This window comes from Rhodococcus cerastii, assembly GCF_033042195.1.
Lineage (GTDB): Bacteria > Actinomycetota > Actinomycetes > Mycobacteriales > Mycobacteriaceae > Rhodococcoides.
In genome coordinates this window covers 59,233-75,228 of record NZ_JAWLKF010000004.1, presented here as the reverse complement: position 1 = coordinate 75,228, position 15,996 = coordinate 59,233, and the positions used below count along the sequence as shown (strand labels likewise).

General features: G+C 65.0%; 12 protein-coding genes. All 12 read left to right on the top strand.

All coding sequences use genetic code 11. The features are described 5' to 3' along the window. The first annotated feature begins 12 nt into the window (after positions 1–12). The 12 genes from glf (at position 13) to fadD32 (ending at position 15,978) form a co-directional block, all read left to right on the top strand. Positions 13–1,245, top strand: a complete 1,233-nt coding sequence (glf, locus tag R3P93_RS09615) for a UDP-galactopyranose mutase (RefSeq protein WP_317532907.1) — start codon at positions 13–15, stop codon at positions 1,243–1,245. Next, the gene (locus R3P93_RS09610; protein ID WP_317532906.1) at positions 1,242–3,149 is read left to right on the top strand and encodes a glycosyltransferase; all 1,908 of its coding nucleotides are present in this window, start codon (positions 1,242–1,244) and stop codon (positions 3,147–3,149) included. Before glf ends, R3P93_RS09610 begins: the two co-directional genes overlap by 4 nt. Then, positions 3,127–3,663: a phosphatase PAP2 family protein gene (locus tag R3P93_RS09605; RefSeq protein ID WP_052049813.1), complete on the top strand. Its 537-nt coding sequence runs from the start codon at positions 3,127–3,129 to the stop codon at positions 3,661–3,663. The genes R3P93_RS09610 and R3P93_RS09605 overlap by 23 nt, the downstream gene beginning before the upstream one ends. After that, a complete protein-coding gene (locus tag R3P93_RS09600; RefSeq protein WP_068054311.1) occupies positions 3,660–4,565 on the top strand; it encodes a decaprenyl-phosphate phosphoribosyltransferase in 906 nt (301 codons plus the stop codon). The genes R3P93_RS09605 and R3P93_RS09600 overlap by 4 nt, the downstream gene beginning before the upstream one ends. Then, complete coding sequence (zomB, locus tag R3P93_RS09595; RefSeq protein WP_094638931.1) at positions 4,543–6,408, top strand: flagellar motor control protein ZomB; 1,866 nt, start codon at positions 4,543–4,545, stop codon at positions 6,406–6,408. Before R3P93_RS09600 ends, zomB begins: the two co-directional genes overlap by 23 nt. A gap of 219 nt (positions 6,409–6,627) precedes the next feature. Further along, the gene (locus tag R3P93_RS09590; RefSeq protein ID WP_176460222.1) at positions 6,628–7,638 is read left to right on the top strand and encodes an alpha/beta hydrolase; all 1,011 of its coding nucleotides are present in this window, start codon (positions 6,628–6,630) and stop codon (positions 7,636–7,638) included. Positions 7,639–7,965: 327 nt separating this feature from the next. Then, positions 7,966–8,979 carry an alpha/beta hydrolase gene (locus R3P93_RS09585; protein WP_068054320.1) on the top strand — a complete coding sequence of 338 codons (1,014 nt, stop codon included), beginning with the start codon at positions 7,966–7,968 and terminating at the stop codon, positions 8,977–8,979. A gap of 216 nt (positions 8,980–9,195) precedes the next feature. After that, a complete protein-coding gene (locus tag R3P93_RS09580) occupies positions 9,196–11,097 on the top strand; it encodes an alpha/beta hydrolase-fold protein (protein ID WP_094687485.1) in 1,902 nt (633 codons plus the stop codon). A gap of 83 nt (positions 11,098–11,180) precedes the next feature. After that, a complete protein-coding gene (locus tag R3P93_RS09575; RefSeq protein ID WP_068054323.1) occupies positions 11,181–11,726 on the top strand; it encodes a DUF732 domain-containing protein in 546 nt (181 codons plus the stop codon). Between the two features lie 12 nt (positions 11,727–11,738). Next, a complete protein-coding gene (locus tag R3P93_RS09570; RefSeq protein ID WP_094638929.1) occupies positions 11,739–12,692 on the top strand; it encodes a cutinase family protein in 954 nt (317 codons plus the stop codon). A 207-nt stretch (positions 12,693–12,899) separates the two neighbouring features. Further along, complete coding sequence (locus tag R3P93_RS09565; protein ID WP_068054330.1) at positions 12,900–13,898, top strand: LLM class F420-dependent oxidoreductase; 999 nt, start codon at positions 12,900–12,902, stop codon at positions 13,896–13,898. A 181-nt stretch (positions 13,899–14,079) separates the two neighbouring features. After that, a complete protein-coding gene (gene fadD32, locus R3P93_RS09560) occupies positions 14,080–15,978 on the top strand; it encodes a long-chain-fatty-acid--AMP ligase FadD32 (protein WP_149407724.1) in 1,899 nt (632 codons plus the stop codon). Positions 15,979–15,996: the final 18 nt, after the last annotated feature.

The following is a 15,996-nucleotide window of genomic DNA, read 5'->3' as shown; positions in this document are numbered from 1 at the left end:
CCCTGGTTGCCCGTGACTGCTGTAAGCCCCGAGACCACCTCTTCCGACGCCTCCGTGACCGGCCGATACGACCTCGTCGTCGTCGGATCCGGGTTCTTCGGACTGACCGTGGCAGAGCGGGCGGCGTCCCAGTTGGGCAAGCGTGTCCTCGTGCTCGATCGTCGCCACCACCTGGGCGGCAACGCGTACTCCGAGGCCGAGCCCGAGACGGGTATCGAGATCCACAAGTACGGTGCGCATCTGTTCCACACCTCGAACAAGCGAGTCTGGGATTACGTCAACCAGTTCACCGACTTCACGAGCTACCAGCACCGTGTCTTCGCTCTGCACAAGGGCCAGTCGTATCAGTTCCCGATGGGCCTCGGTCTGATCTCGCAGTTCTTCGGCAAGTACTTCTCGCCTGCCGAGGCGCGCGCTCTCATCGAGGATCAGTCGAGTGAGTTCGACTCCAAGGATGCGCAGAATTTCGAGGAGAAGGCGATCTCGTTGATCGGGCGTCCGCTGTACGAGGCGTTCATCAAGGACTACACCGCCAAGCAGTGGCAGACCGATCCGAAGAACCTGCCCGCGGGCAACATCACCCGGTTGCCGGTGCGGTACACGTTCGACAACCGCTATTTCAACGACACCTACGAGGGACTGCCGGTCGACGGCTACACCGCGTGGCTCGAGAAGATGGCCGCCGACGAGAAGATCGAGGTCCGGTTGAACACGGACTGGTTCGACGTCAAGGCCGAGATCGTGGCCGAGAGCCCCGACGCTCCCATCGTCTACACCGGCCCGCTGGATCGGTACTTCGACTACTCGGAGGGCGAATTGGGTTGGCGCACAATCGACTTCGAGACAGAGGTGCTGCCGACCGGTGATTTCCAGGGCACCCCGGTGATGAACTACAACGACGGCGATGTGCCGTTCATTCGGATCCACGAGTTCCGCCACTTCCACCCCGAGCGCCAGTACCCGACCGACAAGACGGTCATCATGCGCGAGTTCTCCCGCTTCGCGAAGAGCGGCGACGAGCCGTACTACCCGATCAACACCCCCGACGACCGGCAGAAGCTCGAGGCCTACCGCGACCGCGCCAAGGCCGAAGCAGCCGCCAACGGAGTGCTGTTCGGTGGACGCCTCGGCACCTACCAGTACCTGGACATGCACATGGCCATCGCGAGCGCGCTGAACATGTACGAGAACACCCTGGCCCCGCACTTCGAGACCGGCGCACCTCTGGGATTGGACGAAAAATGACCGCCAAGCACCTACTGGAAGATGGTGCCGTCGATGCGGTGCCCGTACTCGGAAAGTCCCTGCTGCAGCGCGTGCTGCTGCCGCGTTCCGGCGAGCCGCTCGACGTGCGGACGCTGTACCTCGAAGAAGCCAAAACGAATTCGCGTCGGGCACATTCGTTGTCCCGGACCTCCGTTGCCATCGGTGCCGAGTCCGAGGTGTCGTTCTGCACCTACTTCAACGCCTTCCCGGCCAGCTACTGGCGTCGCTACAGCACCCTCACCTCTGTTGTGCTGCGCGTCGAGGTGTCCGGGCACTGCCGTATCGACGTCTACCGGTCCAAGGCAGACGCGTCGCGCATCCACGTCGAGGGCCGTGAGGCCGTCGACGGCGACGCCGCACAAGAATTCCTGATCGACCTCGCGCCCTTCGAGGACGGCGGCTGGATCTGGTTCGACGTCACCTCCGATACCGAGGTCGTCGTCGAGAGCGCCGGCTGGTACGCGTCCGTGCACGCCCCCGGTGAGGCGTCGGTCGCCGTCGGAATTCCGACCTTCAACCGACCGACCGATGCGGTGAAGGCTCTGGCTGCTCTGGGATCCGACCCGCTCGTACTCGATGTGATCAAGGCCGTCATCATGCCCGATCAGGGCACCCGCAAGGCGAGGGACGAGCCGGGGTTCGAGGAAGCCGCAGCCGTCCTCGGTGACCGTCTCGCGATGCACGATCAGGCCAACCTCGGTGGATCCGGCGGCTACGGGCGCATCATGTACGAGGCCCTCCAGAACACCGACTGCCCGTTCATCCTCTTCATGGACGACGACATCGAGATCGAACCCGATTCCATCCTTCGCTCGTTGGCAATGGCTCGATTCGCCAAGGTGCCCACGCTTGTCGGTGGGCAGATGCTCAACCTGCAGGCGCGCAGTCACCTGCACGTGATGGGCGAAGTGATCAACCCGAAGAACTTCATGTGGACCGCGGCGAAGAACGTGGAATACGACCACGACTTCAGCGAGTACCCGCTCCGCACATCCAAGCTGCTGCACCGCCGCATCGACGTGGACTACAACGGCTGGTGGATGTGCATGATCCCGCGCGTCGTCGCCGAGGAGATAGGGCAGCCGCTGCCGCTGTTCATCAAGTGGGACGACGCCGAATACGGTCTGCGGGCCAAGAAGGTCGGCTACCCGACGGTGACGCTCCCCGGAGCTGCCATCTGGCATATGGCGTGGACCGACAAGGACGACGCCATCGACTGGCAGGCCTATTTCCACCTGCGCAACCGTCTCGTCGTGGCTGCGCTGCACTCCAAGACCAACGGCCGTGACCTGGTGCTGGACACCGGCAAGGCGACGGTCAAGCATCTGCTGTGCCTCGAGTACTCGACCGTAGCGATTCAGAACCTCGCCATCCGCGACTTCTTGGCCGGCCCCGAGCACATCCTCGAGATCCTGCCGACGTCGCTCGGCGACGTACACGCGCTGCGCAAGACCTACTCCGACGCAGTGGTCATCGGGTCGTCCACCGATCTCCCCGTCCCGTCGCAGGAGGACGTGGGCAACGTGAGCCTGCCCACCAACGTCGGCGCGATTGCGGGTCGCTTGGTGAGGGGCCTGTACAAGAACGCACGGCCTGCGCGCGCGGAACACCTCGAGCGTCCGCAGCTCAACGTGCCGACTCTCGACGCGCGCTGGTTCCTGCTGTCTCAGGTCGACGGCGTCACCGTCACCACCGCCGACGGCCGGGGCGTCGTGTACCGCAAGCGGGATCGTCAGCAGGCGGCGGCGCTGCTCAAGGAGGCTCTGTCACTGCGCAAGCAGTTGGCAGCCGAATTCCCCGCCCTGAAGGCTCGGTACCGCGATGCCGTGCCGCACCTGACCAGTAAGGAAACGTGGGAACGTGTCTTTCGTTACCAGGCGTAAGGGCCAGACCGAGGCCCCGACGGAAGTCCGGATCCTCGAGAAGGTGCAGAGCACCGTCGGCAGTGCCCCCGGCGCGATCACCGTCGCCCGTGGCATGTCGCACTTCGGCGAGCACGCACTCGGCTGGGTCGCGATCGCCGGAATCGGTGCTGCACTGGACCGGCCCCGTCGGCGCCAGTGGGCATCGGTTGCCGTCGGGGCAGTCGGCTCCCACGCCGCGTCGATCGTCATCAAGCGCATCGTGCGCCGGCCACGCCCGCACGACCCGGCCGTGCGCATCAACGTCTCCACGCCCAGCAAGCTGAGCTTTCCGTCCTCGCATGCGACATCCACCACAGCCGCCGCGGTTCTCCTCGGCCGGGTGACCGGGCTACCGTTACCGGCGGTCCTCGTCCCACCCATGCTGCTCTCGCGCTTGGTGCTCGGAGTCCACTACCCCACCGATGTGCTGGCAGGATCTGCACTCGGCGCGTTGACGGCTGCGGCCGTCGTGAAGTTCGAAGGAGACAAATGAGCGAGGATGCCGCACCCGTAGGCGCGCCGCCGAAGAACCTGGCGGACGGCATCGTCAAGGCGCTTCGTCCGCGTCAGTGGGTCAAGAACGTCCTGGTGCTCGCTGCACCGCTGGCGGCGGGCTCGGTCACCGACCCCGACGTGCTGCTGTCCGTCGCGCTCGCGTTCGTCGTGTTCTGCTTCGCCGCGTCCGGGGTCTACCTCGTCAACGACGCCCTCGATGTCGAGGCCGACCGCGCACACCCCACCAAGCGGTTCCGGCCGATCGCCGCGGGCGTGCTGCCCGTCAACATCGCCTACGCGATGGCCGTGGTGTCCTTCGCCCTCGCCATCGGTCTGTCGTTCCTCGCGAACTGGAAGCTGGCGCTGGTCATCGGCGTCTACATCGTGATCCAGCTGGCGTACTGCTTCGGTCTCAAGCACCAGGCCGTGCTCGACATCTGCATCGTGTCCTCGGGCTTCCTGTTGCGCGCGATCGCCGGTGGCGTCGCCGCGTCGATCCCGCTGTCGCAGTGGTTCCTGCTGATCATGGCGTTCGGATCGCTCTTCATGGCTGCCGGCAAGCGCTACGCCGAGCTGCAGCTCGCCGAACGCACCGGAGCGAAGATCCGCAAATCGCTCGAGAACTACACCACCACATACCTGCGATTCGTCTGGACGCTGTCGGCAACGGCCGTCGTCATCTGTTACGGCCTGTGGGCGTTCCAGGAAGACGCGGGCACGGACGCCAACTGGTTCGCGATCTCGATGATTCCGTTTACCATCGCAATCCTGCGATACGCAGTGGATGTCGATGGCGGCGAGGCAGGCGAACCCGAAGAGATCGCGTTGGGAGACAGGGTTCTCCAGCTACTCGCCATAGCGTGGATCGGAGTGGTTGGTGTCGCTGTCTACCTCGCCTGACCAGCGAGACGCGCGAGAAGAGAAGTCCGCTCGGGCATCGATCACCCGGCCCGTCTTCTGGATCGGGACCGTGGTCACCGGGGCGTTGTTCCTCTGGGGTGCGTGGGAGCGCCGCTGGATCGCCGACGACGGGCTGATCGTGCTGCGCACCGTCCGCAACCTGCTGGCCGGCAACGGACCGGTGTTCAACGCGGGCGAACGAGTCGAGACCAACACCAGCACCATCTGGACGTACCTCGTCTACGCAGGCAGTTGGCTGAGCGAGGGACGCCTCGAGTACGTCGTCCTGACGATCGCGCTCGTGCTGTCCACGGCCGCCGTCGTCATCGCGATGATCGGCACGTTCGCGCTGCGAGGACGTACCGCATCGAAGACCCTGTTCCTGCCCGCAGGCGTCCTGGTCTACATCGCGGTTCCTCCTGCCCGCGACTTCGCGACGTCCGGCCTCGAGACCTGCCTGGTCATCTTCTGGCTGGCGATGCTGTGGCTGCTGATGGTTCGCTGGGGCCAGCGCCGGAGCGGTGGCGCCGAGCTGCTGCTGCTGGCGTTCTTCGCCGGCCTCGGCCCGCTGGTGCGTCCGGAACTGTCCATCGTGGCGGTGCTCGCGCTGGCGATGATCTTCCTGGCCCCGCAGAGTTGGTCGTCCAGGCTCCGAGTGTTCGTTTTCGCCGGAGCCGTGCCGGTGCTCTACCAGATCTGGCGCATGGGCTACTACGGCCTGCCGTACCCCAACACCGCGGTGTCGAAGGATGCCGGCGGAGCCAAGTGGTCGCAGGGGTTCGAGTACCTGTCCAACCTCGTGGGCCCGTACCTGCTGTGGCTGCCACTCCTACTGCTCGTCGTCGGTGCCGTTCTGTCGGCCTCCCGAGTGCGGTTGTCCCTGCCCCGCACCGTCGGCGGCTGGCTCGCAGCGCTACGGACGCCGACCGCCGTGGTCGTCTTCGTATTGATCAGTGGCCTTCTGCTGGCTTTGTACGCGATTCGCGTCGGCGGCGATTTCATGCACGGCCGCACATTGTTGCCGGCATTGTTCACGCTTTTGTTGCCGATTTCGGTGCTGCCGGTCGCCCTTCCGAAACGATGGTCTGCAGACCGCGCCACCGCGATATTCTTCGCCGATCTTTTCGTCTGGGGCGGCATCGTGGTCTGGGCCGTCGTGGCTGCCAATACGACGGGTATGCCGCAGGGTTCGATCGTCGGCCGCAGTGGCATCGTCGACGAGCGGGCGTTCTACTCGCTCAACACCGGGCACGCCCACCCGATCCTGGCCGCGGACTACCTCGACTACCCGCGGATGCGCGGGATGGTCGAGGCGATCGAGGACACTCCGGACGGCGGCCTGCTGTTGCCGTCGGCGCAGTTCACGTACTGGGATGTCGTTCCCCCACCACTCCCCATCCCGGAAGGTGGCTTCGGTCACACCGTCTTCTTCCTGAACCTCGGAATGACCAGCATGAACGTCGGCCTCGACGTGCGGGTCATCGACCAGATGGGACTGGCGTACCCGTTGGCGTCGCACACCGAGCGGCTCGAGAACGGCCGGATCGGACACGACAAGAATCTCTATCCGGACTGGGTGGTGGCCGATCTCGGCCTCGTCGCCGTTCATCCGTACCTGCCCTGGTACATGGACGAGGACTGGGTCACCGAGGCTCAGGTTGCGCTGACCTGCCCCGACACCCAGGAACTGCTCACCTCGTATCGAGCGCCGTTGACGAAGGATTTGTTCGTCCGGAATGTCAAGCGTTCGCTCTTCTACGCCGGATATCGGTTCGATCGGGTGCCGAAGTACGAAATACAACGATGTGATCTTCCGGCTCCGATATTGAAGGCGGACAATTAGGTGTCCGAACACGAAAAGGTCACCGGGTTGCGCCGAATTGGTGTCGACGCCAAGATGAGCTATCTCGATCATGTAACGGGGGTCGTCCTTCGCGCGATAAGTGCGGAGGATGTGTATGCGTCCGACCTGTGTGGTCGGGCGGCAGACATGATGGACTTGCGAGATCAAGCGTTGATTGCGTAACCGATGTGACGACGAAGCAGCTGAGAGGTCGAGTGCATGCTGGGTAGAAGGAAGAGCCGGTCCGAGGACAAGCGGGGTGGGTCCTGGGGACGCCGCGCCGCCACGTCCATGCTGATGGCAGTGGTCCTACCACTGGGATTGGCTGTAGCCGGCGGTGGCGCGACTGCAAACGCGGCCTTCGACGGCAATGCCATCGACGTGTGGACGGACTCGTCGATGGGTCCGATCAAGAGCCGCGTCTGGCGCGCCGCGGACGGTAACACCGACCGCGTCGTCTACCTCCTCGACGGGCTGCGGGCCACCACCGACATCTCCGGTTGGGAGCACGAGACCGACGCCGGTGCCGTACTGGCCGGATACAACATCAACGTCGTCCAGCCGGTCGGCGGACAGTCGAGCTTCTACTCCGACTGGTACGCACCGTCGAACTTCAACGGCCAACAGACCACGTACAAGTGGGAGACCTTCCTGACGCAGAACCTGCGTGAGAACCTGCGCGCCAACTGGGGCTTCAACCCCAACCGCAACGGCGTCATCGGTATCTCCATGGGCGGATCGGCAGCTCTGACGCTCGCCGCCTACCACCCGGACCAGTTCAGCTACGCGGGCTCGCTGTCCGGCTACCTGAACATCTCTGCTCCCGGCATGCGTGAAGCGATGCGTCTGGCGTTGCTCGACTCCGGTCGCTACAACATCGACGCGATGTGGGGACCGCCGTGGGATCCGGCGTGGCTGCGCAACGACCCGTTCGTCTTCGCGCCTCGTCTGCGCGACAACGGAACCCGCGTATGGGTGTTCGCAGGTAGCGGTCTGCCCGGCGGACTCGATCGCCCGCAGAGCTTCATCGACTACTACAACACCGCCAACGGCATGGGCCTCGAGGCCATCGCGTTGGCGAACAGCCGGGCGTTCCAGATCCGGATGGCAAGCATCGGCGCCAACAACGTCACGTACGCGTTCCCGGCCGTCGGTACCCACCAGTGGGGTTACTGGGGCGAGCAGATCCGCATCATGGCACCGGACCTGAGCGCCAACATCGGTGGCTGACCAGCCGCACTTCGTTTCGGTCGTTTCGCCCGCTTTTCGGCCCTTCGTGAAACTTCACGACTTTTCAGGCCTGTTCAGCGGGGGCCGAGCAGGATAGTCTCCTGTTTCAAGGAAACGTCGAGGTGAAACTGGGACGCTGATCACAGTTTTGCCTTGGAACCGCTCGATGGAATAACCTCCATCGAGCGGTTCGCCTGTTTTCACAGCAGAACCTCAGTTTTTCGGGACCACATCGTCCCTGGCCTCGAGGGGCCACCCAGAAAGCCCTGTTCGATTGCCGGGGGCCGCATGTCGCGGAGACCGCGTAGATGAGAGAGAGCACGATTCATGCGATTTGCCGGCCTCAGCAGAACCCCGAAGGCGTCTTCACGCTGGCGTCAGCGCCTGCTCGGCGTCGGTGCTGCCGCGCTCGTCCTTCCCATCGCAGCCGGTGTCGTCGGTGGAGCGGTCGCTGTTGCAGCGCCTGCTCCCGTCGTGCACCAAACGCCCGCCGGTGGCCGTGAGGACCTGATCGTTCCGTCCGAGATGGGCCCCATCAAGGTTCAGGTCCAATGGGCGGCCCGCGGTGGCAACGCTGCTCTCTACCTGCTCGACGGACTGCGCGCACGCGACGACCGCAACGCCTGGACGTTCGAGACCAACGCGCAGGATCAGTTCGCCAACGACAACGTGACCCTGGTCATGCCCGTCGGCGGTCAGTCGAGCTTCTACAGCGACTGGTACACCTCGTCGAACTTCAACGGCCAGGAAGTCACCTACAAGTGGGAGACGTTCCTGACCCAGGAGCTGCCCGCGTTCCTCGAGAACTACGGCGTCTCGCGCAGCAACAACGGCGTACTCGGACTGTCCATGGGTGGCTCGGCCGCTCTGACGCTCGCCGCGTACCACCGCGATCAGTTCAAGTTCGCCGGTTCGCTCTCGGGCTACCTCAACATCTCCGCGCCCGGCATGCGTGAGGCCATCCGCGTCGCCATGCTCGATGCCGGACGCTTCAACGTCGACTCCATGTGGGGACCGCCCTGGAACCCGGCGTGGCTGCGTAACGACCCGTTCGTCTTCGCACCGAGGCTCGAGGGCATGTCCCTGTACATCTCGGCCGCCAGTGGTCTGCCCGGCGAGTTCGATCGACCGGCCGCGCCGATCGATTTCTACAACACCGCTAACGGCATGGCGCTCGAGGCCCTCTCGCTCGCCAACACCCGTGCATTCCAGATCCGCATGAACACCCTCGGCATCCCGGCCACCTACAGCTTCCCGTCCAACGGCATTCACGCATGGCCGTACTGGGGAGCCGAGCTGTGGAAGGCTCGCGGCCAGATCCTGGAAGCCCTGAACGCCTGACGTTCACCATCGTCATGTTTTCCGGAAGTGCCGCCCGCGTCCCTACGCCGGGCGGCATTTCTGTTCCAGCGGATCGTTAGCGGCACCTCTGTTCACAATTGCACCACCAGTCACAGCGCGTCTGCTTCTCGTCGGCAGCGGGCACGTGTAGAAAGACATACGAAGCATGTCTCGATAGGAGACCTTCGAATGTCACGTCGAAAGAGAGTCACCATCATGCGCACTGAGCTTGTTCGGTTCGGTCGGACTACATCGGCCGGTACACGGGCTCGGCGAGCGGCAGCAGCATTGACCGTCGCTTCCGCGCTGATGATCCCCTTCGCGACGACGACCGTTGCCTCCGCTGCCCCCGTCGCCAGAACGGCCCCTGTTGCACTGGCCGGCCCCGCCTACACGCAGACATCCGGTGCCACCGTCACTTCGGTGGACTGGCTCTCCGATCGTCGCGTCGCGCTGTGGATCCAGTCGCCCTCGATGGGAACGCCCATCCAGGTTCAGCTGCTGCTCGCGCGTGACTGGAACATCAACCCGCAGGCCACGTTCCCGCAGGTGTACATGCTCGACGGCCTGCGCGCGACCGACCAGGAGAACGGCTGGACGGCCGAGACCGACGCCGAGTCGTACTTCGCCGACAAGAACGTCAACGTGGTCCTGCCCATCGGCGGCCAGTCCAGCTTCTACTCCGACTGGGTCGATCAGGACAACGGCAAGAACTACCAGTGGGAGACGTTCCTGACCGAGGAGCTCCCGCCGATTCTCGAGCGCGACTGGCGCAGCACCGACAACCGCGGCGTCGTCGGACTGTCGATGGGCGGCACGTCCGCGATGTTCCTCGCCGCGCGCAACCCCGGCTTCTTCAAGTTCGCCGGATCGCTCTCGGGCATCCTGAGCACCACCTCGCTGGGTATGCCGCAGGCAATCCAGTACGCGATGACCGACGCCGGTGGGTTCAACTCCAGCGCCATGTGGGGACCGCCGTCGAACTCGCTGTGGGCTCAGCACGATCCGTACGTGCTGGCCGACAAGCTCGAAGGCGTCAGCCTCTACATCTCGAGCGGCAACGGCTCGGCCGGACCCTACGATCAGCCGTCGCCCATTCCTGGTGTGAGCACCAACTACGCAGGTATGGGTCTGGAGATTCTGTCGCGACTGACCTCGCAGACGTTCGCCACCAAGCTCAACCAGCTCGGCATCCCCGCTCAGGTCAACTACCGGCCGTCGGGCACGCACTCGTGGCCGTACTGGCAGTTCGAGTTGCATCAGCTGTGGCCGCAGCTCGCCACCGCGCTCGGCGTCGAGGTGGACAAGCCCGCATGCAGCGCCGCCGGACTGATCGGAAACGCGAGCGGTGCCAATTCGTGGCTCGGCCCGTGCTTGACCGCCGAATACAACGTGGCAGGCGGACGCGCACAGGACTTCACCTTCGGTCGGGTCTTCTTCACTCCCGACACCGGTGCGCAGGTCGTCGCCGGTGCCATCGGTGGCATCTATCAGGGCAACGGGGGCCCCGAGGGTGCTCTCGGCTTCCCGACGACCGGCGAGATCGGAACCCCCGACGGTCGCGGACGGTTCAACGCCTTCCAGAACGGCATGGTCTACTTCACGCCGCAGACCGGCGCGCACGCGGTCAAGGGTGCCGTGCTCGACGAGTGGGCCGCCCAGGGTTACGAGGGCGGACCGCTCGGCTACCCGGTGCTCGACGAGGTGGAAACGCCGACCAAGCCCGGATCGGTGCAGGGCTTCGAGATCGGTGCCATCTACACCTCGCCCGAGGCCGGTGTGCACTCGGTGCAGGGCATGATTCTGGGCAAGTACGGCGAATTGGGTTGGGAGGGTGGACCTCTCGGGTTCCCCAAGTCCAACGAGCTCGGTCCGATCAGGGACGGCGGACGCTTCAACCAGTTCGAGACGGGCAACATCTACTGGAGCCCTCTGAGCGGTGCCTGGTCCACTCCGTACGGTCCGATCTTCGACGCGTGGGGATCGGTCGGCTACGAGGGCGGCCGGCTCGGCTACCCCACCAGCGATCAGTTCGACATCGACGGTGGCGGCAAGCAGCAGAACTTCCAGTTCGGCATCATCACGCTGAAGGACGGCGTTGCCACGATCGCGCCGTAGAACCTGCCGACAGCAGCTCAGAGTCCTCACAGAGCGCGGCGGTACTCTCGCCTGCGAACCCGACGACCGAAGGATTTCGATCGATGACGCGTAATTCCCTCACCAGGACTCTGTCGCTCGGTGTGTTCGCCGTTGCGGCGAGTTCGATGCTGGTGGCCTGCGGGAGTGACGACTCGACGGCGACCGGAGCTCCGACGAGCACCACCTCGGCCGTCGAGACGACGACCGAGGCGAGTTCGACGACGTCCGCTGCAGAGACCACCACCGCTGCGCCGACCACGAGTCCGGGGGAGGCGGCCACCGCGCCGCCCGAGCAGCCTCAGCCCGTCCCGGACGATTTCCCGGGGCCCACGGAAAGTCAGATCGACGACCGCGGTCAGAGTTTCCTGGACGAGTTGAGGAAGCAGGGCGTCACCCCGGCGGGCAACGGCGACATCGCGGTCTCGACGGCCAACTACATCTGTGCCGCGCAGGCGCAGGGCGTCACGGCCGAGGAGATCTCGACCTTCGTCACGGCGAACGTCGGCGTCGAGGCCAGCGCCTCCGGAACCCAGATGAGCGAGACGCAGGCTCAGCAGGCGGCTCAGACCTACATCGCCGCCGCGCAGGCGACGTACTGCAGGCCGTAGAGATCCACGGTGATGGCCAAGCGTAAGCGCAGAATTCTTCCGGTGATCGCCGTTGCGGCGATCATCGGTCTGATCATCGTCGCCCTCTGGTACCTGCTTGCCGGAAGGCTGCCGAAGGAACCGGGAATTCCGGTGCCTCCGGGCCCCGAGGAGCCGACGTCGCAGCCGGCCGATTGCCCCGACGTTCAGGTCATCGCCATCCCCGGTACCTGGGAGTCGTCTGCCACCGACGATCCGTACAACCCGACGGCCAACCCGGTGTCGTTGATGCTCAACGTCACTCGCCCGTTGCAGGAGCAGTTCCCCGGCTCGCGAGCGGACGTCTACACCGTGCCGTACGTGGCGCAGTTCTCGAATCCCATCGCGCTGCCGCCGGACGGCCAGGAGTCCTACAACAACAGCCGCACCCAGGGCAAAGCCGTCGCCGTGCAGAAGATGACCGATGTCAGCGCGCGTTGCCCGTTGACCAATTTCGTCCTCGCCGGCTTCTCTCAGGGCGCGGTCATCTCCGGCGACATCGCAGCGGACATCGGAGCGGGCAACGGTCCCATTTCCGCCGATCGTGTTCTCGGCGTCACCCTCATCGCCGATGGCCGACGCGACGGCGTCTCCGGCACCGATGTTCCGGCCCCGCTCGACGGCGTCGGTGCCGAGGTTGCGCTCGGCGGACTCGACCTGCCCGGTATCACGATGACGGGGCGTCGGGAAGGTGGCTTCGGTGCTCTCGACGACCGGACCAATCAGATCTGTGCTCCCGGCGATCTGATCTGCTCGTCGCCGTCGGATGGATTGTCGCTCCGCAACATTCCGCAGAGCATCCAGATTCTGATCGGTGCTGCAGGCAACCCCGTTCATGCGTCGTACAACAGTTTCGTCGTCGACGAATCCGGTACGACGGCTACTCAGTGGACCGCTTCGTGGGCCGCCGGACTGATCGAGAACGCCCCGACGCCCCCGCATTCGTGAGCGCTGACGCTTTTATAACGGAAACGTCACAACGCGACGTGTGGCGATCTATTGCCGGGCACAAACCTGGGTCGGGAAACCCCCAGCCGGTGTGATCGACTCGGGCCAGCGGCTAGAGTGGCGCCTTGGACCTGCGCAGATCGGCCCCGGCCGGGCTGCTCTCGCCACCCGAAACAAGACCGCTCCACACTCCGAGGAGAGCAATAGATGAGTTCCGCCGAGGCCGCGACCGCAGGGCCGCGTAAATTCCGATTCGCTGCGGGCGGAGAGGGAAACGCCGAGGAGGGCGGGGCTCGGAAGTTCATCAAGCTGGCGCAGCAGGCCGAGGAACTGGGCTACGACAGCTTCATGATTCCCGATCACCTGGGCAACCAGGTCGGTCCCATCGCAGCACTCGGCGCGCTCGCCGTCGCCACCGACAAGATTCGGCTCGGCACCGCTGTGTTGGCCAACGGCTTCCGGCATCCCGCGGTGCTGGCCAAGGACGCGGCCACCATCGATGTGCTGTCGGGCGGGCGGCTCGAACTCGGTCTCGGCGCAGGTTGGATGCGTGAGGAGTACGACAAGGCGGGCATCACGTACGACCGCCCGGGCGTGCGCATCGAGAAGTTGGAAGAGACGCTCGAAATTCTCGACGTGCTGCTGCGCGGTCAGGAATGCAATTTCGAGGGCAAGCACTACACGATCACCGGTCTCAAGGGCAGTCCTCGGCCGCGGCAGGGACCGCGTCCTCCGATCTGCATCGGCGGTGGCGGTCCGAAGATGCTCGCGTTGGCGGCCAAGTATGCCGACATCATCTCCGTGGTGCCGAGCACCTCGAAGGAGGGCAAGCTGTTGCTCTCGGGCATGACCATCGAGAAGACCCTCGAGCGAGTCGAGCTCATTCGCGCGGCCGCGGGCGATCGGTTCGACGACATCGAACTGAACTGGGCCATCACCACGATCGTGGTCACCGACGACCGTGAACAGATGGCCGAGATGGCGCTGGCGGCACTCGACAACGGCTATCCGCCGAACGTGGACGTCGACGTCAAGCTCACCGTCGAGGACATCCTGTCGTCTCCGTACCTCGCATTCGGGACATACGAGGAAATTGCCGATCAGATCCGTAACGTTCGCGCGCGGACGACGATGTCCTATGTCGGGGTTTTCCCTACTCAAATGGAAGCATTCGCGCCGGTTGTCGACTTGCTGAAAGGCGAGTGACGCGGGCGCGTGTCGGTACCATGTAGCTGGCCTTTCAAACCAGGTGCCAAACCGACACCGTAAGAGCTACTAGTCAGTAACATAAAACGCTGTTCGGTGTCTGCATGCACGCAGCCGGTGGTGCGGGCCCAGGTCACGCAGGCTGTGTGGCAGCGGATTCGTGTCGGAGGAGATTGAAGTAATGAGCCACACGTTCGATGATTTCATCGATGAAAACGGCCACATCACCATCGGGGAAGGGCAGACGCTCGTCCGCCACGTCGAGGTGAACGTGCAGGAGAATTCCGACACGCTCGCGTACCGGTTCGTCGACTACTCCCGGGAACGTGACGGCGAGGCTCACGAGCTGACCTGGGCCGAGTTCGGTACTCGCCTCAAAGCGGTCGCGGCTCGCCTGCAGCAGGTCACCCAGCCCGGTGATCGAGTGGCGATCCTGGCACCGCAGGGCCTCGAGTACGTCATCGCCTTCTTCGGTGCGATCTACGCGGGCACCATCGCGGTGCCGCTGTTCGATCCCGACGAGCCGGGCCACACCGACCGCCTGCATGCCGTCCTCGGTGACTGCAAGCCGAGCGCCATCCTCACCGCGAGCAACTCGGCCGCAGGCGTGCGCGCGTTCTTCCGCGCTCTGCCCGCCGCGGAGCGTCCCCGGATCATCGCCGTCGACGCCGTCCCGGACAGCGTCGGTGAGACGTGGGTCGAGCCCAAAGCCGGGCTCGACGACATTGCGTATCTGCAGTACACCTCCGGCTCGACGCGGACGCCGGCCGGCGTCGAGATCACGCACCGCGCAGTGGGCGTCAACGCACTGCAGATGGTCGACAGCATGGAGATCAACCACGACTCCCGCGGCGTCACCTGGCTGCCGATGTTCCACGACATGGGCCTGCTGACCGTCATCCTCCCGGCCCTCGGCGGCAAGTACATCACCATCATGAGCCCGCGTGCCTTCGTGCAGCGGCCCTGGCGCTGGATCAAGGAACTCGCAGCTGTCTCCGACGGCGCAGGCACGTTCGCGGCAGCACCGAACTTCGCGTTCGAGCACGCCGCCCAGCGTGGATTGCCGAAGAACGGCGAGCCCCTCGACCTGTCCAACGTCATCGGCCTGATCAACGGCAGTGAGCCCGTCACCACGTCGTCGATGAAGAAGTTCAACGAGGCGTTCGGCCCCTACGGACTGCCCAAGTCCGCGATCAAGCCTTCCTACGGCATGGCGGAGGCGACCCTGTTCGTCTCGACCAGCAAGCACGCCGACGAGGCCAAGGTCGTCTACGTCGACCGCGTCGAGCTCAACGCAGGCAACTTCGTCGTCGTCGCCCCCGACGCCCCCGGTGCCATCCCGCAGGTGTCCACCGGAACCGTCGCACGCAGCCAGTGGGCTGCCATCGTCGACTCCGAGACCGCCACCGAGGTTGCCGACGAGCACGTCGGCGAGATCTGGTTGCACGGCGAGAACATCGGCAAGGGCTACTGGGGCCGCGAGACCGAGACCACGGAGACCTTCCACAACAAGCTCGTCCACCGCAACTCCGAGGGCTCGCACGCAGAGGGCGCTCCCGAGGGTGGCAATTGGATGCGTACCGGCGACTTCGGCGTCTACCACGACGGCGAGCTCTACATCACCGGTCGCGTCAAGGACCTCGTCATCGTCGACGGCCGCAATCACTACCCGCAGGACCTCGAGTTCTCGGCTCAGGAAGCCAGCAAGGCGCTGCGTCCCGGCTTCGTCGCGGCGTTCGCCGTCCCGCTCAACCAGCTCCCGGACATCGTGTTCGAGTTCAGCGGCGCAGCCCTGACCAAGGACTCCGACGACAGCTCCGAGCAGCTCGTCATCGTCGCCGAGCGTGCTCCCGGCTCGGGCAAGGCAGACCCGGCTCCGATCGCCGACGAGGTGCGTACCGCGGTATCGGCACGGCACGGGGTCACCGTGCGCGACGTCCTGCTCGTCCCGGCCGGTTCCATTCCGCGTACGTCCAGCGGCAAGATCGCTCGACGCGCCTGCAAGGCCGCGTACATCGAGGGCACGCTGCGTGGCGGTTACCAGCAGACGGCCTTCCCGGATGCAGAACTGCCCGACTGACGGACGCATCCTCCGTTC